Source organism: Kribbella sp. NPDC056951, assembly GCF_042674205.1.
In the GTDB taxonomy this organism is placed as follows: Bacteria; Actinomycetota; Actinomycetes; order Propionibacteriales; family Kribbellaceae; genus Kribbella; species Kribbella yunnanensis.
The window spans coordinates 345,920-368,422 of record NZ_JBHUQZ010000004.1; the positions used below are offsets into that span (position 1 = coordinate 345,920).

General features: G+C 67.1%; 22 protein-coding genes and 1 other RNA gene. 12 read left to right on the top strand and 11 right to left on the bottom strand.

What is annotated here, in order from left to right:
* The first annotated feature begins 24 nt into the window (after positions 1-24).
* From ACFTSF_RS19700 to ACFTSF_RS19715, 4 genes are all read left to right on the top strand, one after another.
* Positions 25-1,122: a sulfite oxidase gene (locus tag ACFTSF_RS19700; protein WP_380155098.1), complete on the top strand. Its 1,098-nt coding sequence runs from the start codon at positions 25-27 to the stop codon at positions 1,120-1,122.
* 93 nt (positions 1,123-1,215) lie between these two features.
* Positions 1,216-1,434 carry a hypothetical protein gene (locus ACFTSF_RS19705; protein WP_344158175.1) on the top strand — a complete coding sequence of 73 codons (219 nt, stop codon included), beginning with the start codon at positions 1,216-1,218 and terminating at the stop codon, positions 1,432-1,434.
* A 39-nt stretch (positions 1,435-1,473) separates the two neighbouring features.
* Positions 1,474-2,079 (top strand): winged helix-turn-helix domain-containing protein, encoded by a 606-nt coding sequence (locus ACFTSF_RS19710; RefSeq protein ID WP_380155099.1) that lies wholly within the window; start codon positions 1,474-1,476, stop codon positions 2,077-2,079.
* A 9-nt stretch (positions 2,080-2,088) separates the two neighbouring features.
* Positions 2,089-3,315, top strand: a complete 1,227-nt coding sequence (locus ACFTSF_RS19715) for an MFS transporter (protein ID WP_380155100.1) — start codon at positions 2,089-2,091, stop codon at positions 3,313-3,315.
* On the opposite strand, the gene ACFTSF_RS19720 is transcribed toward ACFTSF_RS19715, so the two are convergent.
* The 9 genes from ACFTSF_RS19720 to ACFTSF_RS19760 all read right to left on the bottom strand — a co-directional run bounded on the left by ACFTSF_RS19720 (position 3,297) and on the right by ACFTSF_RS19760 (position 12,853).
* On the bottom strand, positions 3,297-4,670 hold the full coding sequence (locus ACFTSF_RS19720) for a multicopper oxidase family protein (RefSeq protein ID WP_380155101.1): 1,374 nt from the start codon (positions 4,668-4,670) through the stop codon (positions 3,297-3,299). The two genes, ACFTSF_RS19715 and ACFTSF_RS19720, sit on opposite strands and share 19 nt — an antisense overlap.
* Before the next feature lie 34 nt (positions 4,671-4,704).
* A complete protein-coding gene (locus ACFTSF_RS19725; protein WP_380155102.1) occupies positions 4,705-5,124 on the bottom strand; it encodes a hypothetical protein in 420 nt (139 codons plus the stop codon).
* The gene (locus ACFTSF_RS19730) at positions 5,121-5,552 is read right to left on the bottom strand and encodes a DUF1707 domain-containing protein (RefSeq protein WP_380155103.1); all 432 of its coding nucleotides are present in this window, start codon (positions 5,550-5,552) and stop codon (positions 5,121-5,123) included. The genes ACFTSF_RS19725 and ACFTSF_RS19730 overlap by 4 nt, the downstream gene beginning before the upstream one ends.
* A 182-nt stretch (positions 5,553-5,734) precedes the next feature.
* Entirely contained in the window at positions 5,735-7,090 is a 1,356-nt protein-coding gene (locus tag ACFTSF_RS19735) for an ABC transporter substrate-binding protein (protein WP_380155104.1), read from the bottom strand.
* Positions 7,090-7,971 carry a carbohydrate ABC transporter permease gene (locus ACFTSF_RS19740; RefSeq protein WP_344158155.1) on the bottom strand — a complete coding sequence of 294 codons (882 nt, stop codon included), beginning with the start codon at positions 7,969-7,971 and terminating at the stop codon, positions 7,090-7,092. The genes ACFTSF_RS19735 and ACFTSF_RS19740 overlap by 1 nt, the downstream gene beginning before the upstream one ends.
* Entirely contained in the window at positions 7,968-8,810 is an 843-nt protein-coding gene (locus ACFTSF_RS19745; RefSeq protein ID WP_380155105.1) for a carbohydrate ABC transporter permease, read from the bottom strand. The genes ACFTSF_RS19740 and ACFTSF_RS19745 overlap by 4 nt, the downstream gene beginning before the upstream one ends.
* A 132-nt stretch (positions 8,811-8,942) precedes the next feature.
* On the bottom strand, positions 8,943-11,060 hold the full coding sequence (locus tag ACFTSF_RS19750) for an alpha-galactosidase (protein ID WP_380155106.1): 2,118 nt from the start codon (positions 11,058-11,060) through the stop codon (positions 8,943-8,945).
* A gap of 127 nt (positions 11,061-11,187) precedes the next feature.
* Positions 11,188-11,946 carry a DNA polymerase beta superfamily protein gene (locus ACFTSF_RS19755; protein ID WP_380155107.1) on the bottom strand — a complete coding sequence of 253 codons (759 nt, stop codon included), beginning with the start codon at positions 11,944-11,946 and terminating at the stop codon, positions 11,188-11,190.
* On the bottom strand, positions 11,936-12,853 hold the full coding sequence (locus ACFTSF_RS19760) for a DNA polymerase beta superfamily protein (RefSeq protein ID WP_380155108.1): 918 nt from the start codon (positions 12,851-12,853) through the stop codon (positions 11,936-11,938). Before ACFTSF_RS19760 ends, ACFTSF_RS19755 begins: the two co-directional genes overlap by 11 nt.
* 178 nt (positions 12,854-13,031) lie before the next feature.
* Between ACFTSF_RS19760 and ACFTSF_RS19765 the strand changes: the two genes are divergently transcribed.
* From ACFTSF_RS19765 to ACFTSF_RS19790, 6 genes are all read left to right on the top strand, one after another.
* On the top strand, positions 13,032-13,586 hold the full coding sequence (locus ACFTSF_RS19765; RefSeq protein ID WP_380155109.1) for an ArsR/SmtB family transcription factor: 555 nt from the start codon (positions 13,032-13,034) through the stop codon (positions 13,584-13,586).
* Complete coding sequence (locus tag ACFTSF_RS19770) at positions 13,583-14,266, top strand: SRPBCC domain-containing protein (RefSeq protein WP_380155110.1); 684 nt, start codon at positions 13,583-13,585, stop codon at positions 14,264-14,266. The genes ACFTSF_RS19765 and ACFTSF_RS19770 overlap by 4 nt, the downstream gene beginning before the upstream one ends.
* 100 nt (positions 14,267-14,366) lie before the next feature.
* Positions 14,367-15,569 carry a hypothetical protein gene (locus ACFTSF_RS19775; RefSeq protein WP_380155111.1) on the top strand — a complete coding sequence of 401 codons (1,203 nt, stop codon included), beginning with the start codon at positions 14,367-14,369 and terminating at the stop codon, positions 15,567-15,569.
* A 162-nt stretch (positions 15,570-15,731) separates the two neighbouring features.
* Positions 15,732-17,615 carry an FHA domain-containing protein gene (locus tag ACFTSF_RS19780; protein ID WP_380155112.1) on the top strand — a complete coding sequence of 628 codons (1,884 nt, stop codon included), beginning with the start codon at positions 15,732-15,734 and terminating at the stop codon, positions 17,613-17,615.
* A 43-nt stretch (positions 17,616-17,658) separates the two neighbouring features.
* A complete protein-coding gene (locus ACFTSF_RS19785; RefSeq protein ID WP_380155113.1) occupies positions 17,659-18,087 on the top strand; it encodes a MarR family winged helix-turn-helix transcriptional regulator in 429 nt (142 codons plus the stop codon).
* Positions 18,080-19,291, top strand: a complete 1,212-nt coding sequence (locus ACFTSF_RS19790; RefSeq protein WP_380155114.1) for an epoxide hydrolase family protein — start codon at positions 18,080-18,082, stop codon at positions 19,289-19,291. Before ACFTSF_RS19785 ends, ACFTSF_RS19790 begins: the two co-directional genes overlap by 8 nt.
* On the opposite strand, the gene ACFTSF_RS19795 is transcribed toward ACFTSF_RS19790, so the two are convergent.
* Positions 19,288-20,064, bottom strand: a complete 777-nt coding sequence (locus ACFTSF_RS19795; RefSeq protein WP_380155115.1) for a hypothetical protein — start codon at positions 20,062-20,064, stop codon at positions 19,288-19,290. The two genes, ACFTSF_RS19790 and ACFTSF_RS19795, sit on opposite strands and share 4 nt — an antisense overlap.
* Before the next feature lie 177 nt (positions 20,065-20,241).
* On the opposite strand from ACFTSF_RS19795, the gene ACFTSF_RS19800 reads away from it, so the two are divergent.
* A complete protein-coding gene (locus ACFTSF_RS19800) occupies positions 20,242-20,820 on the top strand; it encodes a Uma2 family endonuclease (RefSeq protein WP_380155116.1) in 579 nt (192 codons plus the stop codon).
* A 64-nt stretch (positions 20,821-20,884) separates the two neighbouring features.
* Positions 20,885-22,051: a serine hydrolase domain-containing protein gene (locus ACFTSF_RS19805; RefSeq protein WP_344158117.1), complete on the top strand. Its 1,167-nt coding sequence runs from the start codon at positions 20,885-20,887 to the stop codon at positions 22,049-22,051.
* A gap of 44 nt (positions 22,052-22,095) precedes the next feature.
* On the opposite strand, the gene ssrA is transcribed toward ACFTSF_RS19805, so the two are convergent.
* Positions 22,096-22,476: a transfer-messenger RNA gene (gene ssrA, locus ACFTSF_RS19810) on the bottom strand.
* Positions 22,477-22,503: the final 27 nt, after the last annotated feature.

A 22,503-nucleotide genomic window follows, 5' to 3' on the forward strand; every position in this document is an offset into this window, starting at 1 on the left:
CGATTTGCCGTCTTAGGGTGAAGCATGTCGATCGAGCAGTTCAGTGTGCGGGGGCGACTGGCGGACACCGGTGAGGGGATCACGGGTGACGAGCTGCAACTGGCGGCGCGCAACCACGGGATTCCCCTGGAGGCGCTGCGGTACGACGTGACGCCGGCCGGACTGCACTACGTGTTGGTGCACTACGACATCCCGGCGGGTAGCGCGGCGACCTGGCGGTTGGAGGTCGACGGATGCGTCGATCAACCGATGTCCTTCGGACTGACCGAGTTGCGCGCGATGGGCCGTCGTACGGTGCGCGTGACGTTGGAGTGCGCGGGCAACGGACGCGCGTCGTTGCAGCCGCGGCCGATCAGCCAGCCCTGGCTGAATGAAGCAGTCGGTACGGCGGAATGGACCGGCGTGCTGTTGTCCGACCTGCTGGAGAACGCGGGGATCCGATCGGACGCCGTCGACGTGGTCTTCACCGGCGCGGATCACGGTGTCGAGCGCGGTGTCGAGCAGGATTACCAGCGTGGTCTGTCACTCGGCGAGGCACTCGGCTCCGGCGCGATCATCGCGTGGGAGATGAACGGCGATCCGCTGCCGCCGCAACACGGGTATCCGCTGCGTCTCGTCGTACCGGGCTGGTACGGGATGGCCAGCGTGAAGTGGTTGCGGTCGATCGAGCTGATCGACCACGAATTCGACGGCTTCCAGAACGCGGTCGCCTATCGGATCCGCCAGGAGGCCGGTGAGCTCGGGACCGCGATCACCCGGATCGAACCACGCGCTCTCCTTGTCCCGCCTGGCTTCCCGGACTTCATGAGCCGGCACCGGTTCGTTGCCGCAGGCACCGTTACGCTCGAGGGCAAGGCCTGGTCGGGGTGGGCGCCGATCGAGCGCGTCGACGTGAGTACCGATGCCGGTGTCACCTGGCATCCCGCGAAACTCGATGCTCCAGGCAACGATGAGTTCGCCTGGCGATCTTTCAGCCATGACTGGGCGGCGACTCCGGGCGAGCACGTGATCACTGTCCGCGCCGTCGACAGCAGTGGCCGTGAGCAACCAGTTGAGGCTCCCTGGAACCGCGGTGGGTTCGCGAACAACAGCGCGCAGCGGATCACCGTCCTCGTCACCTGACCGCGTGTCGCTGGCGGCTTCCGTCGTACCGGCGTCACATCCTGGAGAGGTACACGGTTCTCCCTGCAGAAGTGAGCTAGCAGGAGTGATGCGGTGAACGAGTCGGACGAGCAACTGCACCTGCACGCGCGGATCTTCCGTACGGCGGACGAGTGGTACGCGGACATCGACGACGGACTGTTCCCGCAACCCGACAACCCGCTGTGGTGTGGTTCGTACGCGAGCCAGCGGGCCGCGATCGACGCCGCCTGCACGCGGATCGCGGCCATGCGCCGGCGGCAGCCTGCCGTCCGGGAGGATCAAGCCGGCTGACCTATTGCAACACCTCTTTCGAAAGAGTACTTTCGATGCATGGACGAGAGTACTCAGCGGCGGATCACCGATGCCCGGACGCTCCGGGCGATCGCGCATCCGGTGCGGATCGCGATCATGGAACAGCTCACGATCCACGGGGCGATGACGGCGACCGAGGTCGGCGACCGGCTCGACGAGACCCCGGCGAACTGCTCCTGGCACCTGCGCAAACTCGCGGAGTACGGGTTCGTCGAGGAGGCACCGGGCGGTACCGGGCGGCAGCGGCCGTGGCAGGTGACCCACATCGGGATGACCTGGGGTGATGAGGCGGACAGCCCGCAAGGGGCGGACATCCAACTCGCCGGGCAGGCACTGACCGAGGTGCTGGTCGCCCGGGAGGTCGACCGGTTGATGGAGAGCCAGGCCCGAGCCGTCGACGAGCCGTCCGAATGGCGCTCCGCCGCCACCAGCACGCAGTCGATGATGTGGCTGACCGCCGAGGAGCTCGAGGCAGCGAACGAGGCCGTCCGCGAAGCCCTGATGAAGCACTTCGACCGGCACCAGGATCCCGCGCTCCGCCCGCCGGGGTCCCGGCTGTGCGCGTTCCTGTCCTGGGGCGTCCCGACGTACGGCCTGGCCGACCCGACACCTTCAGCTGAGTGAGGTACTCCGATGCGCGCGATGTTCGCCCAGCCCGCCTTCCGCCGGTTGTTCGCCGGGATGTCGACGTCGATGTTCGGCGACTCGGTGATGCTGCTCGTCCTGAGCATGTGGGTGAAGAGCCTGACCGGCTCCAACGCCCAAGCCGGCCTGACCTTCTTCTGGATGGTCGTCCCGACCTTCTTCGCACCCCTCTTCGGCCTGTACGTCGACCGCCTGCCGCCGCGCCGCGTCCTGGCCTGGGGCAGCCTGGCCTCGGCGATCGCCGTCCTCCCGCTCACCCTGGTCCGCGACGCGGGTGACGTCTGGATCGTCTGGAGTGTCGCGTTCCTCTACGGCATCTCGATGATCGTCCTACCGGCCGCCCTGAACGGCCTGCTGAAGGAGATCGTCACCGACGAGCAATTGGTCTCGGCCAACTCGTCCCTGCAGACAGTCAAGGAAGGCTTCCGCCTGATCGGCCCGATCATCGGCGCGGGATTGTTCGCCTGGGTAGGCGGCTGGGCCGTCGCGCTGGTCGACGCCGCCTCCTTCCTGATCGCCGCCATCATCATCGGCTCAATGACGCTGCCGGACCGCAAACCCGAACGCGCCGAAGGCAACTGGCTCAACGAACTGAGCGGCGGAATCAAACACCTCTGGTCCGACCGCATCCTCCGCCACACCCTGGTAGGCCTAGGACTTCTCCTGCTCGTCCTAGGCTTCACCGAAGCCTCGATCTACGCCATCGTCGACGTCTTCGGCAAACCAGTCGAGTTCGTCAGCGTCATCGTCACCATCCAAGGCATCGGCGCCCTCGCAGGCGGCCTCACCGCCACCTGGTGGGTCCGCCGCATCGGAGAGGTTGGCGCCTTCGCCGTAGGCGCCCTGGCCCTAGCCGCCTCCCTAGCCGTCATCGCCGCAACCGAGAGCCTCCCGATCTTCCTGATCGACGTCCCCCTCCTCGGCTACGCCATCCCCCTGATCATCGTCTCCTTCATGACCCTCATCCAGCGCCGAACCCCACTCCGCCTGATGGGCCGAGTCTCCACCGCCGCTGAAGTAGTCATGGGCAGCCCCCAAGCCATCAGCCTCGCCCTAGGCGCCATGCTCGTCTCCCTGATCAGCTACCACCTGATCTTCCTCCTGATGGCCCTGGTCATCTTCGCCGCCGTCCTCTACCTGGCTCTGATGCTCCGCGGCCAACTCCTCCGCCCAGTCCCCGCCCTGGCGGAAGAGAATCACTCGGGTGTGTTGTGAGCGTGGCCGCCTACTTGGTAGGGGGTGGTGTAGCCGGTGTACATGAGGTGGGTCATGAGGCCTTCGGCGGCGTGGGGGAGGTTGTGGCAGTGGTCCATCCAGACGCCGGGGTTGTCGGCGCGGAAGGCTATTTCGTAGGTTTCGTTGTTGCCTACTTCTAGGGTGTCGGTCCACCAGGGGGAGCCGGTGGCGGCGACGTTGTTGCGGGACAGTACGACGGCGTGGTGGCCGTGGAGGTGCATGGGGTGTGCTTGGCCGCTGGTGTTGGTGATCTTCATCCGGACAATGTCGCCTTCGGCAACCATGTACATCGGTACGTCGGGAAACGTGTGCCCGTTGATCGTCCACCACAACCCCGGAATGCCATCCAGGAAGCCGATCCGCCGACCGATCCGGTACTCGAACCGCCGATCCGCCTTGGCCGGATCCATCCCGATCCCCTTCGCCGTGCCGTAGCTCAGGAGGTCGACCGTCTCCCCGGGCAGCTCCGCGCTCGGCGGATCCACCGGCCCGATCCCCAGCGACAGCGCCGCCGTACCGGCGACCAGCCGCATTCCACCTGCAGGCACGACCGCCTCGAGATCCACGCGACCGCCCGCCGCCAGCGCATATGCCTTGCTGACCGGCGTCGGGCCGTTGACCTCGCGCCCGTCGACCGCAACCACCTTGTACGGCGTGCCTGTCAGCCCGACTCGCAGAATCGCGTTGTCGGTGTTGATCACGCGCACCCGCGCAGTCGTCCCGGCCGGTAGGTCAACCCGCTGGGAACCCGTCTGTCCGTTGATCGTCCGCTTGCCGTCGTATGTGTGGATCGTGGCGAGGACCTCACCAGGTGTCTTCGGCGCGATCACGATCGGGCCGAACAGCCCGCCCTTCACCTCGTCGCTCGACACCTGATGCGAGTGATACCAATACGTCCCCGCATCATCTGCGCGGAACCGGTAGACATGCCGCCCACCCACCGGTACGGCGTCCTGCGTCACCCCGGCGACCCCATCCTCGGCGTTCGGTACGTCGATCCCGTGCCAATGCAGAGTCGCCCCATCCCGGACCGACTCGTTGACCAATGTCACCTCGACGAGATCACCGCTCTCGGCTCGGATCAGTGGTCCCGGCGAGGTCCCGTTCAGCGTGTACCCGGCCAGCCCCTTCTTCTCCTTGCGTGCAACGAGAGTGACCGACACATCCGGCGTACCGGTCTTCGGGCCAGTCAGCTCGGCGATGCTCATCCCGTGGTGCTCGTGGCCGCCGGCGGTTCCACCGCCGTAGTCGGCGTACCCCATGTCGGCCGCGTTGTAGGTGCCAGGGACCAGACTGGTCGCCCAGAAGTAGCCCAGCGGTACGAGTACCGCCATGACTAGCCCCAGAGCGACCAGCCGGCCCCGCCTCTTAGCCACCGGTCGGGGTCGCGAGCTTCCGCGGCGCGGCGGCCCGTCCGATGGCGCTTCCGGCCACTGCACCGATCGCCAGCCCGTTCAGGCCGTGCAGCACACCCAACGCCGGCAGCCCGAAGGAGAACGCCGCCAGGGCGAACTGCACCACCACCAGCCCGAAGATGATCCCGGCCAGCGCGCGTCCCCGCGGCACATCGGTCAGGAACGAAACGATCAGCAGAATCAGCGCCAGCAGCGCGATCAGCGATCCGCCGATGCTGTGCCACATCTGTCCGAAGTTGCTGTAGTCGGCCCCGATCGCGGCACCGTCGTTCGCGTCCTTCAACACGGTGAACCCGGACATCGCGATCGCCGCCACCTGCAGCGCGACCGAAACCGCAATCAGGATCGCGACCACCCGATAGACATTCCTCATGCCATCCGCCTCTTCCGGTAAACGATCACGCCGGCCACGAGCGCCGCGATCAGCAACACCGGCGGATGCCCGCCGCCGACCACACACCCCACCGACGCCACCAACGCAATCACTCCCAGCGCCACCAGCAGCGGCACCGGAATCCGCCCGAACGGCCCACGCCCTGCCCAGCCCGGCCGTCCTTGACCTCGCGGCCCACGCCCGCCCGGAGCCCCCGTGCGCGCCTCGTGCGGCGGACGCTCGCGATCCGTCGGCAGGTCCCCGAAGATCGCCGCCAGTTCGTCGCCCGTGCGCGCCCGCAACGCCGCCTCGACCCGCTCGCCGTGCTCCTCCGCGGTCAGCCGTCCGGCCTCGTAGTGCTCACCCAATCGCCGAACGGCTTCCTCCCGCTCGGCGTCCCCAATCCGCATCGGTCCCTCGTCACTCATGACACTCCTCGGTGTTCGCAGTTGTCAACTGCACCGATCGTGTCGTGACAGCACCCCGCACCGCGTCGGCCCGGCGGCTGCTCCTCAGCTACCCCAGCAGGCGCACCACACCCCACAAGACGCAGTACGCCGTACTCCCCACGGAGTACGGCGTACTGGGGCCATCCCCTAGCTGCCGGCCCCTAGGCGGTTGCGGCGAGGATCTGGTTCACGTCGTCGTTCGCCTTGGCCAGGGACGCGGGTGCGGCCTCGAACGACATCACCGCGTCCATCGCCGGCGTCATGACGGCAGTGACGTCGGCCGCGTTCGGGTTGGCCGGGTACGGGAACACATCCCCCGCCTCGACCGTCTCGAGGAACGGCGTCACGTCCCACCCGTTGGCCGCGAACTTCGCCTTGGCCGCCGGCAGGCTCGCCGACACCGCCGGGAACACCACGCCGGCCTTGGCGACGATGTCCTGCGCGGTCTGCGACCCCAGGAACTTCACCCAGGCCCAGGACGCGTCCCGCCGGGTGGTCCCGGCCCAGATGGTGTCCGCGAGCCCGTTCATCATCGACACCCGCTTGCCGATCGGGCCGATCGGCAGCCGGGCCAGCTTGGTCTTGACGTCCTTCAGCGTCTGGTAGGTGCCGAGCATCCAGGAGCCGTTCGGGGTCATCCCGTACTTCCCCGCACCGAAGGACGTGGTCACGTCCACCCCGGACTTCGCCTGCGCGTACGTCGGCATGTACCCCTTGGTGATCAGCCCGCGCCACCATCCGATGGTGTCGGTGAACTTCGGGTCGCCGTAGAAGAACTTCGTCCCCCACGGTTCACCCTCGGAGTACTTCCACCCGTTCGACGCGGCATACCAGCTCCAGCTGGTCTGACCGTCCGCACCGCCCGCATCGCCGTACCCGAGTCCGAAGACCTTGACGTTCTTCGGGTCGAACCCCGGCTGGTCGCCGCGACGACCCTTGGAGTCGACGGTGAGACGCCGTACAACCTCCTCGAAGGTGCCGCCGTCTTGAGGGTTCCACGTCATCGAGTTGAGCTGCTCGGGCGTGATCCCGGCCGCCTCGGTGAACGCACTGTTGTAGAAGTACACCTCGGAGTCGAAGTCCTTCGGCAATCCGTAGCGCTTGCCGTCGGCACCGATCCAGCGGTCGGCCAGACCCTTCTGATAGATGCTCAGATCAACGGCGTCCTTGGTGACGAAGTCATCGATCGCCAGCACCTGCCCCTTGTCCGCGAACAGCGGGTACTTCGCGGAGTGTGAGGTGAATACGTCCGGCGCGGTCTCGGAGATGAACCCGGTGACCAGCTTCGACCAGTAGTCACCCCAGCCGTACTGCTCGATCTTCACGCTGTACTGCGGATTCTGCTCGTGGAAGACCTTCGCGCATTCGGTGTACATCGGTAGCTGCGCCGAGTCCCAGAGCCAGTAGATGACTTCACCCGGTCCACGCGCCGCGGCCCCGTTGTTGCAAGCAGCAACCGACGGTACGGCGAGCGCCGCGAGCCCGGCCTTCAGCAAGGTCCTGCGGGATACGTTCATCATTTGATCCCCGAGAAGCCGATGGAGTTGGTGATGCGCTTGGCGAAGGCCAGGAACAGGATGATCATCGGTAATGCCGCGATCAGCGTGGCTGCCATCAGACCGGCCCAGTCGGGACCGCCTTGTGGGGTCTGCGAGCGGAAGACGCCGAGTGCGACGGTGAGCACGCGGACGTTCTCCTGCTGGCCGACCAGCAGCGGCCAGAAGTAGTCGTTCCAGGAGTTGATGTAGGTCAGGATCGCCAGCGTGGCGATCGGCGCGGCACTCATCGGGATGATCATCCCGAAGAAGATCCGCCGGTGCCCGGCCCCGTCGATCATCGCCGCCTCCTCCAGTTCGCGGCTGATGCCGAGGAAGAACTGGCGCAGGAAGAAGATCGCGAACGGCGTCATGAACGCACCCGGCAGGATGATGCCGGCGAAGCTGTTCAGCAGGCCGAGGTTCTTGATCAGCACGAAGTTCGGCAGCGTGGTGAAGATCGGCGGCACCATCAGCGCGGCCAGGAAGAGCGCGAACACCTTGTCCCGGCCGGGCCAGCGCAACCGGGCGAACGCGTAGGCCGCCATCGCGCTGAAGAAGACCTGGCAGACCGTGGTGATCGTTGCCACGACCAACGAGTTGCGCAGGTACAGCCAGAAGTTGACCGCGGCACCGGATCCACCCTGGGCCTGGGCCTCTTCGAGGGTCGACAACCCGAGCACCCGCTTGAAGGCGCCGAGGGTGGTTTCCACCGGGAGCAACGAGTCCGGGTGCCCGGCCAGTGCGGTGTTGTTCGAGAGCGCCGTACGGAGCATCCAGTAGAAGGGGAACAGCGTCAGGATCAGCAGGATGATCAGGAACGCCCAGGCGAGGATGCGGCCCACATTGAGTTGTTTCCTCATGCCAGGTCACTCTCCTTGGCGCGGAGCAGCCGCAACTGCAGCAGCGAGACGATCGCCAGGATCGCGAACAGCACCATCGCCATCGCGGACGCGTAGCCGAAGTCGAACCGGGTGAACGCGCGCTCGAAGATGTAGTAGTAGATGACCCGCGTGGAGTTGATCGGACCACCCTGAGTGGTGACCGCGACCGTGTCGAAGATCTGGAACGAGCCGATCATGGTGACCACCAGGACCATCACCAGAACGGGACGCAGCAGCGGCAGCGTGATCCGCCAGAACGTCTTCATCTCCCCCGCGCCGTCCACCTCGGCGGCTTCATAGACGTACGACGGGATCGTCTGCAGACCCGCGAACACCAGGAGCGCGGTGTAGCCCATGTGCCGCCAGACGTTGATCCCGGCAATCGTCGGGATCGCCCAGTTCGAGTCGCCGAAGAAGGCGATCGGGTCGATCCCGAGCCAGGTCAGGCCCTGGTTCACGATGCCGACCTGGAAGTCGAGCATCCAGTACCAGACCAGCGCGACGACCACGTTGGCCACCAGGTAGGGCAGCAGGATCGCGGCCCGGACGGTGATGGACCGGGTCAGCCGGTACATCACCATCGCGATGGCCACGGCCAGGACGGTTTGGACGCCGATGTTGATCACGACGTACTCGAGGGTGACTCCGAGGGCGTTCCAGAAGAAGCTGTCGTGGATCATCCGCTCGTAGTTGTCGAGTCCGTTGAATTTCGGGGCCTCAAGCAACGAGTATTCGGTGAAGCTCAGGTAGGCGCCGCGCAGGGTCGGCCAGATGTAGAAGACCACGAACCCGAGCGTCGCCGGGGCGAGGAAGAACATGGCGACCTTCAGGTCTCCCAGGCGCCGTCGCTTCCTCGCTGGCGGCGCCTGCTCCCCGTGACTTCGTTCTACGTTAGGTGGTGCGTTGGTAGCAGCGGTCACGGGGATCTCCTTCTTGGTACGGCAGGCGGATCAGTCGATCGCGGTCACGTCCAGCAAGAGCGCGTGCTCGGGCCACTGCACCGGAAGCTGTACCCCGGCCGCTGCGAGTGCGGCGCCGTTCAGCTCGACGGGTTCGGTCCAGGCTGGCAGGGAGCGGGGCTGCGGACCAGGGGTCACAATCCGGGTCACGCGGTAAGTGCGCTGCGGGTCGAGGCCCGGCAGCCGAACGCGGCCGACGGCCGAGGTGACGGATTGCGTCAGCTGAACGGCGGCGTACACAGCGCGGGAGGCGTCCTGGGCGACCACGCCATGCAGCAGGAAGTCGTTCGGACCACGGTCGGCGCGAACCACCCGGCCAGTGTGCAGCAGCGGCCGCAGTTCCTTGTGCAGCGCCACCCACCCGGCGAGTTCGGCCCGCTCCTCCTCGGAGGCGAGCGTGATGTCCCACTCGATGCCGAAGTGTCCGAAGAGCGCGGTGATCGCACGGAACGACAGCGCCTGAGTGCGGCCGGTGGTGTGCGCCTTCGGCGGGCCGACGTGGCAGCCGATGAGCTCCGGCGGCAGCAGCAGCTGCGTGTACCGCTGGATCGTCTGCCGCTCGAGCGCGTCGTTGCTGTCACTGCCCCAGACGCGATCGGTGCGCTCCAGGATCCCGAGGTCGACCCGAGCACCACCGGACGAGCAGGACTCGATCTCCAGACCGGGGTGGCGACGCTTCAGTTCGTCGATCAACCGGTACACGGCCAACGTCTGCTCGTGGATCCCCGCCGTACCGGTCAGCTGGTTGCCGCCATCAACGAAGTCGCGGTTGTGGTCCCACTTCAGGTAGGCGATGTCATATTCAGTCAGCAGACTGTCGAGCCGCTCGAGGATGTAGTCGTACGCAGCCGGTACGCCGAGGTTCAGGCCCTGCTGGTGTCGCGCCGTCGGCGGGACTCGGTTGCCGGTGGCAAGAATCCAGTCCGGGTGCTCACGAGCCAGGTCCGAGTCGGGGTTCACCATCTCCGGCTCGACCCACAGACCGAACTGCAGTCCGAGTCCACGCACGTGGTCGACCAGCGGGTGCAGACCCTTCGGCCAGATGCCCTCATCGACGTACCAGTCACCCAGTCCGGCATGGTCGTCACGACGACCGCGGAACCAGCCGTCGTCCAGCACGAAACGCTCGGCGCCAACCTCGGCGGCCGCGTTCGCGAGGCCCTTCAGCTTGTCCAGGTCGAGGTCGAAGTAGACGGCTTCCCAAGTGTTCAGTACGACGGGCCGGTCGGTCTGCGGGTGGTTCTCGCGCGCCCGCAGGTGCTCGTGGAAGCGAGTCGAGATCCGGTCGAGACCGACGCCGTACGTGCCGTAAAGCCACGGGGTGCTGTAAGTGCCTTCCGGCGCCAGGCGACCCTCGCCCGGAAGCAGCAGTTCGCCACCACCGATGACGGCGTACCCACTCATGCCACGCTCGGCGTACGAGCGGTGGTTGCCGCTCCACGCGGTGTGCACGGCCCAGATCTCGCCATCCTGGAACCCAAAGCCCTCGGTCCCGGCTAGCAGCAACAGCGTCGCGTCAGCGCCGGTGCGCCCACGGCGGTTGTCGCGGACGTGCGCGCCCTGCGTGAACGCGTGCCGCTGCGGGTGCCGCTCCCCGATGTGCCGCCCGGTCAGATCGAGCAACTCGGTCGCCTCAGTCGGCACCGGCAACGCAAGGACAAGCCCATCAAGCGTGTACGGCGTCGCGCCCGTGTTCGTGAGATCCGCCTTGACGCGGACCAGCCCGGAGTCGGTCAACTCGATGGTCAGGCGAATCGTCAGCCCAGCCTCGGTATCGGCGGCATCGACGACCACCGTGTTATCCGTCTGCGCGACACTGGTGATCCGGAAGCTCGCCGAGAAGTCCTGCCCGTCCCGGTGCCCACTCAGCCCCGGCAGCCCGAACCAGCCCGCCGAATACTCCGGCACGATCGCGATCGGCCGGTTCTCGTCCAGGCCGTTCCCGTCCTGAACCGCCCCCGCACCCCGCCGCAGTTCCAACAGTGCCCGCTCGCTCAGCTCGCCCAGATCCGCGCCCCAATGCAGCACGGACGGCAACGCCGGCCCTGAGCAGTCCAGCACCAAGCTGACCCCGGCAGCCCGCAGCTGCAGCACCTCAATGTTCGACACTGTTGATTCACTCTGCTTTCTGATTGATTTCAGGACGAAACTATTTACCTCGCCAGCCCCGTTGTCAATGCTTCACGAAGTGAAGTAAGTACCCTAAGCCTCCGCCAGGGTCTCTACAACGCTGCAATCAGCGCGAAAGCCGCGCGCGCACCAGCAACTCGTGCAGCCCGGCCTCAGCCGCAGCACTCTCCGGCAGCCGACTGGCCGCCTCGGCCTCATCCAGCCCCGCCTGCAGCGCATCGACGTCAGCGGTCAGCCTCTCGACCGACGGCCCCACCAGCACACCGTGCTCCGCCTCAGCCTTCGCCGCCATCAAGTCCGGCAGATAGGCCGGCGCCCCGTCGAGCAACTCCCGCAAATCCGCCTGCACCACACCGGTCCGCATCAGATGGATCCCGGTCAGCAACACCCGGAACGTGTACAACAGCGGCTTCAGCTCACCGGTCCGACCGAAGAACTCCCACTGCGTCTTCGCAAATCCGCGGTAGTGATGCGCGTGCCACTTGGTGATACATCCGGCCGCCAACGCGACCAGCTCCTCATGCTCCGGCGTACTGAGCACGACGAGCGGCGACAGAACCTGCTCCAACACATAGCCGTTCCGCCGCAGCATCAGGCGGGCGAACTTCGCCAGGTCATGGGTGACGAGGTCGACCTCGGCCCCGTTCTCGAACCAGGTCCGGTCCAGGGTCTCCGGCCCGGTCCGCAACCCGACCACCTCGGCGGCCGGGAGTACATGCACGCCGCGTAGGTCGACGTCCGAGTCGCGGGAGGGGAAGCCGTACAGGTGGGCGCCGGAGACTGTTGCGAAGAGCAAGGGGTAGGGCTGCTCACCCATGATCTCGCGCAGCTCGGCGTAGTCGAGCGTCCGCATGTCACGCGTCATCGAGACTCCTCCTCCGGACCGATCGCAGCCAATCGTCCACCCGGGCCACGTCCGGTGTCGCGGGTAATACCGTCCGGCGGAGGGCGTGATCCACCTCGGCATGGAGGCTCAGGCGCCACTTCTCGACCTCGTCCCAGGGGAGTTCGCCGCGTTTGACGGCGAGGAGGCGCTCGCGGTTGGGGCCGACGTCGACGATCAGTTCGGCGTCGAGGAGGAGGGAGCGGGCTGACAGGAGGAGGCGGATGAGGTGCATGACGTGCTTCCACTTGGGAGCGCCGTCGCGGCGGAAGTCGGCTTCGAGCTTTTTGAACTGGCTGAGCACGTAGCCGGAGTAGGTCTGGTAGGCGAGCTGGGACAGGAAGGCTTCTCGCAACTCGACTAGCTCGGTGCCGAGCTCGGTCTGTTGCACGACGAGTGGTGAGTGGAGGACCTCGAGGAGATTGGGGTTCGCCTTGAGCGCGAGTTCGCAGAAGCGTTCGACCTCCCACGAGAACCACTCCGGCTCGGGGCCGTCCACGTGCGTCGGCGGCTTCGCGAGAGACCAGAACGACTCGGTGGGCGCGACGTACACCCCGCGGGTGTCGGTGTCGGAGGCGTCAGTGTCGAGCCCGAAAGCGCGCGACCCCACCACGGCCGCAAAGATCGTGTGCTCGCGGACCAGCCGATCGCCATCAGGCTGTGCCAGCTCGAGCGCCTCGTCCTGGTACGCCGTCCGCAGGCTCAATTGGTCCCGCCGGGCCACCGTCTCCCGCCCATCCACGAGCCGAACCGCATACCGCCCGTCCGGCGTCACCCCGGCAACCCGCCCAGTCGCCCCACGCTGCGCCGTACCGCCCCGATCATCAGGCGCCGCAACCCGGATCACCACCTGAGTCCCGACCGGCAACTGCGGCCCCTCAACAGACATGCCGCCATCCTCCCCCAGCCCGGCTCCACACCCCGACCGACAGGACGTATACGCCTACTACACCGCCTCCGCAGGCTCAGCCCGCCACCCCGAGGCGCCGAAATCGGGCAGACCTCCTGTCCTTCCGCAGATTGTCGACCTATTGACAGATTTTTCTGTCTAATGACAGATTGGCGGCATGCTGGTCGAGGAGCCGGAGAAGGTGCGGGTGGCGTTGTCGCCGATCCGGCGGCGGTTGCTGGAGCTGCTCCGGGAGCCGGCGTCGGCGACTCAGCTCGCGGCTGCGCTGGAGTTGCCGCGGCAGCGGGTTGGCTACCACCTGCGCGAACTGGAGAAGGCCGGGCTGGTGGAGCTCGTGGAGGAGCGGCAGCGGCGCGGGTTCACCGAGCGGATCTTCCGCGCCGCGACCCTGGTGATCGATCCAGCCGTGATGGGCCAGGCATTCACCGGGATCCAGGACCAGTACGCCGCCGAGCACCTGATCGACGTCGCCGCCGGAACCGTGCGGGACGTGGCCCGGATGCAGACCGCGGCCGAGGGCAAACGGCTCCTGACGTTCACCCTCGAAGCCGAGGTGCGATTCGCCGAACCCGGCGATGTCCACCGCTTCACCGACGCCCTGACCGACGCCGTCCGACAGGTCGTCGAGCAGTTCGACACTGAGGGCGGCCGGCCCTATCGCCTGATCGCCGGCGGCCACCCGGCACCCCGTCGTACCGAAGGAGAGTCATGACCAAGATCGTTGTGACGGTTGCGGCGCCAGTCGACGCCGTCTGGGATGCGCTGCGGGACAAGGAGAAGATTCGGCACTGGCACGGCTGGGAGTACGAGGGGCCGCAGGGCGGTCTGGAGGAGGAGATCGACCTGATCTACTTCACCGAGACCTCCGAGGACGGGACCACGCTGACTCTTGGGAACGGCGACGAGTTCGTCGTCGAGCCGGTCGAGGGCGGCAGCCGGATCACCCTCACCCGGGCGCCGAAGGGCGCGAACCCGGACTGGGATGCGTACTACGACGACGTCACCGAGGGCTGGATCACCTTCCTGCACCAGCTGCGGTTCGCGGTCGAACGTCATCCGGGCGAACCCCGCCGTACCTTGTTCTACTCGGGAAGCGGCACGATCAACCCGATCACCGAGCTCGGCATCCCGGCCGACGAACTCACCCTGCCGGACACCAAAGTCAAGGCGTCCACGTTCTACACCTCCGACCATCAGGTCGGCGTGGAAGTAGATGCCTGGGGCAATGGTCTGCTGGTGCTGAGCCACATCCCACCCGGCGACCTCAAGCCCGAGGGCGCGACCATGGCGGTCCTGTCCCTGTACGGCGACGTCGACCGCGACGAGGTGGATGCGCGCTGGCGCGCCTGGTGGTTGGAGCGGTATCCGAAGGGGCTGGAGATGTTCGACTGACGCAGGGGTGACAGTGCGCAAAGATGCCAGCACTCTCGGTCTGTTCTTCGCCGGTTACCTGTGAGTACATAAAGGTCCCTCCGGCAAGAGAGGACCCCCGGTGAAGAATCCGCCCAGTTCACTCCGGCTCGCCCTGATCCTTGCGCTCTCCATGACCGGGCTCTGCCTGGTCGCCGCCCCTGCCCAGGCCGACGGCCCCGGTACCGGCACCCCGTACGTCGTCACGCTCGGCGACTCCTACATCTCCGGCGAGGCCGGCCGCTGGGCCGGTAGCTCGAACAACTCCGAGGCACCGGCCGACGCCCTCGGCGCCCACGCCTACCACGACAACGCGAGCGGTACCGCGGAAGCGATCCCGAAATGCCACCGCAGCCGCTCGGCCGAAGCGTTCATCGGCGGTGGCGTCGGCGCCCTCAACCTCTCGTGTTCCGGCGCGCGGACCACGACCGGGACCGGCGACGACTTCAAGCCCGGTATCGACTTCTACGACAACGGCGCCGGCCGGCTCGGTCAGGCGAAGGCGCTGCAGCAGTTCGCGACCAGCCACAACGTGCGGCAGGTCGCGGTCTCGATCGGCGGCAATGACTTCAACTTCGCGGCGATCGTCACGCAGTGCGTGCAGGACTTCCTGCTCTCGCCGTCGTGGGCGCCGGACTACTGTCGCGATGATTCCTCCGTGGTCGCCAACTTCACCTCCGCGAACGTGACCGCAGTCCGCGGGAAGATCGCGACCGCTCTGCAGAACGTCCGGACCGCGATGCGCAACGCCGGGTACGGCGACACTGCCTGGACCCTCGTCGTACAGACCTATCCGTCGCCGATCCCGAACGGGAGCGGCTTCCGCTACGGCCAGACCGGCTACAGCCGGCAGAGCGTCGGCGGCTGCGGCTTCTGGAGCGCCGACGCCGACTGGGCCAACAGCACCGCCCTCACCACCATCAACAGCACGGTCCGCGCGGCCATCACCCAGTCCGGTCTGGCGAACACCCGGCTGCTCGAACTCCAGTCCGCCTTCAACGGCCGCCGCCTCTGCGAGAAGACGGTCGGCCTGTACGAGGAGGTCGGCCTCACCTCCTGGACCCAACCCACCGCCGTCGACAAGACCGAGTGGATCAATCAGATCCGCACAGTCACCACGGTCGGCTCGAACTACTTCATCCAGGAATCCCTGCACCCCAACTACTGGGCCCAACTGGCGCTGCGCTCCTGCCTACGCCAGACCTACACCCAAAACCGCGGCGGCACCTGCGCCATCGCCGGCACCGGCCTGTCGAACGGCGAGCCGCGGATGACACTCGGTTAGTTTCGGACTCAGGAGTCTCGGTACGGCGGCCTGACCCGCAAGGTCGCCGTACCTCCTTGGTGCACTAGTGTTGCGAGTCTCACCAGGGCGGGGGCCCTGGACCGGACGCAGGTAGGAAAGGCAGAATCGCGCCGACGGGGTCGGCTGCCGGGTGGGGTGTTGGTGGAAACGGAATTCGCGCTGTCGCTCGGCACGCAACGCTGGCCCCTGCCCTCCACGGCCACGGAGATCACCCTCGGCCGCGCCGCGAACGCCGACGTCCGCCTCCCCGCCGACGACCAGATCTCGCGCATCCACGCCCGCCTGGTCCGCACCGGCGCCGCCTGGGCCCTCCACGACGCCTCCCGCAACGGCACCGGCCTCAACGGCCGCCGCCTGACCGCCCCCACTGCGCTCACCAACAACGACCAGATCCACATCGGCCGCTCAGTCCTAACCTTCCACGCCACCCCGGCCGCCGCCTCACCCGAGCCCTCACAACCCTCCGCCCCCACCTCACCCGCGTCGCCGCAGCCCTCGGCGCCCGCCGCCTCACCCGCACCCCAGCAACCTTCGGCCCCCGCCACCTCTGCCGCGGCGCCGCCGCCTCCCGCCGCCCCGGCCGCAACACCGCAGCCTCCCGCGACCGCCGCTTCGGGGACCCCGCAGCCGTCGGCAGCCGCCCCTCTCGGGACCCCGCCGGCCCCAGCCGCGACACCGCAGCGGCCCGCATCGGACGCGCCCGCCACACCCGCCTCACCCGAGGCAGAGTCGACTGGCGCGCGTTCCAGCACCCCGTCCGGTGCACCGGACGGACAGGCCGCCCACGGCCAACCGGGCGCCCCCAACACGCCGCCCACCCACCAACCACCTGCGGGTTCAGCTCCGGCCGCCCCCGAACCGAACCGCTGGAGCGAGCCCGACGACTCGGGCTTCCTGAACCCAGCGTCGACAACCCCACCACCTCCCGCACCGCCCAGGCCGCTCACCCCCCGCCCGGCACCCACAAGAGCCCCAGCAGACCCTCCCGTCTCGGACGACTCCGCACCCGCCGGCTCGCCGTTCGCCCCCAACACCCCGCAGCAGCCGGACGCCGCGCCGCGCAACGACCCGTACCCGGCGGACCGCGCGAGCATCAGCCAGCCGAACCCGGCGGACGCGGGCAACAGCGCGTCCTGGCCGGGCTACCCCTCGGCGGACTACCTCGAATCGGCCCGCTCCCCGCTGTCCGGCGGCGACCGCGCCCAGATCGCCCAGCCCGACACTCCGCGCAACCCGTATCCCGCGCGCCCGGACTACCCCGACTATCCGGACGAACCGAGGAACACCCGCCCGACACCCCGTCCGGCGAACCGCCCAGAACGCCGTACCAGCGAGTCCGTCGAGGTAGGCCAGGTCCGCCTTGCCCGGGTCCTCGCGATCGCCGGTGCGATGCTCGCCGTCGGCCTCGTCATCAACCTGATCGCGACGTTCCTCGCCGACGGCCCGGGCGGTCTCCTCCGCTGGTTGATCGCACCGACACTCGCACTCCTCGGCGCAATGACGTTCGCGATCCTCGACGCCGTCAGCCCCACCGAACGCGAACCGAGCCGCCTCGACGTCTCGGTCATCGTCGCGATCATCGCCGTACTGCTCGGTGTCGGCGTCGGCGGCTTCGCGATCACCTCGGGAGCCGAGTACGCGGCCGGCTACCTCACCGGCAACGAGTCCGGCGAGGACCGCCTGATCAAACCGGTCGGCAAAACCACCGCCGGCCTCACGATCACCGTCGACAACGTCACCAATACCAGCCATTTCACCCGGATCCGCCTCACCGTCAACAACAAGGGCAAGGACTCCGTCAGCCTCCCCCTCGACGGCAACGCGACCTTCACCAGCGCCGAGGGCAACTCGATCCGCGCCGACGGTTCCCGCAGCAACTGGCCCGACGAGTTCGCCGCCGGCGAATCCACCCAGGGCACCATCGTCTTCAAGGGCCACCTCCCCAAGGGCCAGAAGACCGCCGTCCTCACCCTCCGCGCCGGCGACCCCGCGATCGTGATCAGCAGCATCCCCCTCACCAACTAGCGTCGGTAATTCAAAGAACATCGATTTTTGATATGTTCGCCTGATGACCGAGGTGGACACCGAACGCCTGACCCGGGTGATCGTGGACTTCAACACGATCTTCATCCGGCTCCCGTCCGTGCAGCGGTTCAACTTCTCCACGCTGTCGGTCCTGCACACCCTGTCCCGCAGCGGCCCATTGCGACTCACCGATCTCCTCGCCACCGAGCAGCTCAAACAACCCGCCCTGACCAGCCTCGTCGCCAAACTCGAGCAGGACGGGCTGGTACGACGTCGCCCGGATCCCACCGACGGTCGCGCGATCCTCCTGTCGCTCACCCCAGCCGGCCAACGCGTCGTCCGCTCCCGCCACACCAACCGGGTCGCCAAACTGTCCCAGCTCGTCGACCAACTGACCGACGCCGAACGCGCCGTACTGGCCGGGTCCATCGACGTCCTCGCCCGCCTGACCGAGCTAGCCGAAGATGCCTGAGGCAACCATGCACCTGGAACCCACCCCGATCCTCGTCTCCGACGAGGTCCTCGACGACCTGCGCCGCCGCCTCCGATCAACCAAGTGGCCGCGAGAGACCGGCAACGACGACGGGTTCTACGGCGTCCGCCGTACCGACCTGCAGGAACTCGTCGAATACTGGGCCGACGGCTACGACTGGCGGGCCGCCGAACGCGCGATCAATGCCTACGACAACTATCGCGTCGACGTGAGCGGCGTACCGGTGCACTTCCTGCACAAGCCCGGCGTCGGACCGGCACCGATCCCGCTGATCCTGAGCCACGGTTGGCCGTGGACGTTCTGGCACTGGTCGAAGGTGATCGACCAACTGGCCGACCCCGGCGCGTACGGCGGCGATCCGGCGGACGCGTTCGACGTCATCGTCCCGTCCCTACCTGGCTTCGGGTTCTCGACCCCGACCAGCCCGGACATGAACTTCTGGAAGATCGCCGACGTCTGGCACGACCTGATGACCGGCATCCTCGGTCACCAGAAGTACGCCGCCGCCGGGTGCGACGTCGGCGCGCTGGTGACCGGTCAGCTCGGCCACAAGTACGCCGACGAGCTGTACGGCATCCACATCGGCTCCGGCCTCAAGCTGGACTTCTTCAACGGCGACCGCGCCTGGGACCTCACCGGCGGCAATCCCCTACCCGACAATCTCCCGCCCACCATCCACGACGGCGTCATCGCCTTCGAACGTCGCTTCGCGGCTCACCTCGCCGCCCATGTCCTGCACCCCAGCACCCTCGGCTTCGGCCTCGCCGACTCCCCCGCCGGCATGCTCGCCTGGATCCTCGAACGCTGGCAGAGCTGGTCCGAAGGCGACCCCTTCACCCCCGACGACATCCTCACCCACGCCACCATTTACTGGGCTGGCAACGCCATCGACACCTCGATCCGCACCTACGCCAACAACAACCGCTACCCCTGGACGCCGTCCCACGACCGCCAACCCGCGATCGAGGCACCCACCGGCATCACCTTCGTCGGCTACGAGAACCCACCCGGCATCACCACCCCCGAAGCCCGCGTCAACCACTTCCTCGCCAGCGACCGGGCTCCCTGGTACAACCACACCAACCTCACCGCGCACCCGCACGGCGGCCACTTCATCCCGTGGGAACTCCCCACCGAATGGACCAGCGATCTCCGAAGAACCTTCCGCCGACGCGAGTCCTAGCCGTTCTTCTTCGCGGCCTCGGCGAGCGAGGCATTGATCGGCGACATCACCGCGGTCGCGGCAGCCATCGCCTTCTTGAGCGACTGCCCGGCCGCGATCGCGTCATCGAACGCCTTGCCGGCGGCGGCCCGCTCGTCGACAGTCTGCGCGTTGAAGCGCAGCATCCAGATCGCCTGCCGCAGTACCTCCTGGCGGGTCGCCGCGTCCTGGGTCTTCATCTCCCGCAGCAGGTTCTCGTACTGGGCTGCAGTGAACGGCTCCTTCCAGTTCGGATGCGCCTTCTCCCACTGCTCCCACGTCACCTTGACCCACGTGCGCGGCCCGTCGTCCGCGCCGTTCGAGGCAAGGCCGTTACGGCCGTTCTTGTACGCCGTGACCTGGTCACGCGCATCGTCCGACAGATCCCGGTCCCCGATCGCGATCGCGTGGACGTGCCACTTCCAGGGCGGGCTCGACTGGGACGGATCGCGGATCCAGGCCGCGAAACCGACCTGCCGGGCCGAGTCGCGAACGAGTTCCCGCCTGCTCTTCGGGAACAGCACTTTCGTCTTGCGGTCCTTGAGTGAGATATCCACTGCCCCGCCGCCGTCATGAGTGCCCGCTGACGCTTGGACGCCACCTGCGTTGTACGAGCCCTGGGTGAGATCGAACCTCAACCCACTGATCGACTCGGCAGCCTCGATCATGTCGATGGTGCGTTGGTTGAGGCTCACACCTCGATACTCGACGATCTTCGGCATCAGCTGACCCCACTCCTCACCGACGGACGGCACCACGCTACGGTCGCCTCCGCGGATCAACAGGTCACCAAATCGAGATCCTCCTCTTCAGCCCCACCACCCAGCCCCTTCGGGCACCTCGGGCGTCGACATCCGCCGTCCCGGCCCTTCAGCTGGCAACTCAGGTGACGGCGCGCATGGAACGATGGTCCCGGAGATGAGGAGGAGACAATGACAGCAGTCCCGCTGCCGCCCGCCCATCTGCTCACTGTGGGTGAGTACGCCGCGCTCGGCGAAGACGGCTCCGGCCGCTCCGAGCTCATGGAGGGCAATCTCGTGATGTCGCCGGGCCCGAGCCCGGATCACAGCATGGCTGCACTGCGGATCGCCCTGCAATTGATGCCGCAACTGTCCTCGGATCTCGAGGTCATCACCGACGTGGACATCGACCTCGAGCTCGCTCCAGCGGACCAACCCGGCTTCTCGCGCAGACCTGACGTCATCGTCGTTCGACGCACCGCCCGACCACGTGTGCGGACCGAGGGCGGACTGATCCGGGCCTCGGAAGTGCTCATCGTGGTCGAGATCGTCTCCCCGGGATCACGTCGTACCGACAACGTGGTGAAACGGGCCGAGTACGCCGACGCCGGGATCCCGTATTACTGGATCGTCGACATTCAGGACCCGGTCTCGCTGTTGGCCTGTCATCTGACCGACAAGTTCGGCTATCTCGACGACCAGGTCGTTGGCGGCACCTTCGCCAGCACCGCCCCGATGTCCATCACCCTCGATCTCGGGGACCTCCGCTAGCTCTCTGGCCTGGTGTCAGGGCGGTGTCAGTACGGCGTCTGCGGGGGTCGCGAATGTTGTCGACATGAACAGTCGAGTGAAGAGATTGCTAGTCGCGGCAGTGTCCATGGCAGTGCTCGCCGGTACGGCGGCCCCGGGCGCAGCGAGCGCCGTACCGGCTGCGCGGCCGGAGGTGCAGGCTGCGATGCAGGGGTTTGTCGACGCCGGATTCGGTGGCGTTCAGGTGCGGGTTCACGACAAGCAGGGTGAGTGGGTCGGTAGCGCCGGCGTGCGGAAGCTCGGGTCGTCGGCGAAGCCGCCGACGGACGGGTCGTTCTGGGTCGGCAGCGTCACCAAGACCGTCACCGCAACCGTCGTCCTGCAGCTCGTGGCTGAGGGCAAGGTCAAGCTGGATGCTCCAGTGGCCGGCTACCTGCCGCGACTCGGCCTGGACCGGCGGATCACCACGCGGATGCTGTTGCAGCACACCAGCGGGTTGTTCGCGTACACCGGCGAGTACTACGACGACGGCACAGTCGTCCCCGGCATCCCCGTCGTCGGTCAAGAGTGGGTCGACAACCGCTTCCGTCGCTACACCCCCGAAGAGCTCGTACGCTTCGCCCTCTCCAAGCCGGCGCGTTTCGCCCCCGGCACTGACCAGAACTACTCCAACACCAACTACACCGTCGCCCTGCTCCTGATCGAAAAGGTCACCGGCCACTCGTACGCCGACGAGGTCGGCCGCCGGATCATCCGCCCGCTCGGGCTGACCGGAACCGTCGTACCGGGCAACCGCACGCAGCTCCCCGGCCCGCACGCCCACGGCTACTACCGCTACACCGACAAGGGCGAGACCAAGGTGGTCGACGTCAGCCGCATGAACCTCTCCCTGCTGGCCGGCGCCGGCGACATGATCTCCACGACCAAGGATCTCCGCACCTTCATCTCCGCCCTGATGAGCGGCAAACTCCTCCCCGCCCCACTCCTGGCCCAGATGCGCGACCCGCACGGCAAACTCGGCTACGGCCTCGGCCTCTTCGTCCAGGACCTCGGCCCCACCTGCGGCGGCATCGTCTACCAGCACAACGGCAGCCCGCCCGCCGGCTACGGCGCCATCATGTACAGCTCCCCCGACGGCACCAAGACCCTGACCGCCTCCGTCACCATGGGCGACCAGGACATCAACCCCGCCACCGAGTTCCCGAAGGCCCTCACCAAACTCCTCACCGCCACCTTCTGCACCACGTCGTAAGCACGACAAAGGCCGGCCCCCACGAGGGGGCCGGCCTTTTCAAGGGGTGGAGGTGGCGGGAATCGAACCCGCGTCCTTCAGCGTTGCCTCAAGGCTTCTCCGAGCGCAGTCTGTTAAGGCGTTTTCTCAGTCCCAGCGCTCAAACAGACATGTCGCTGACAGACTCAGTCACTGTAAATGTCCCGTGTTAACCCCGTGACCGGGCTAACAAAGCAAGCTCCCTAGCTGAGGCCAGGATCCGGGTCGGAAGCATCCCCGGGCTGACCGCTACTTTAAGTTCTCAGGCCGTCAGGCGGCGAGAGAGTAGCTGCTGCGAACGTTAGAGTTGGCAGTTATTGGTTTCCAGAGATCGTTTACGAGATAACCCTGGATCCTCGGCTCGCTTCTCTTGAAACTAACGTCCAAAGTCGAAACCGTTCACCCCCTGTTGAGTTGTCAAACTCCCACCCAGA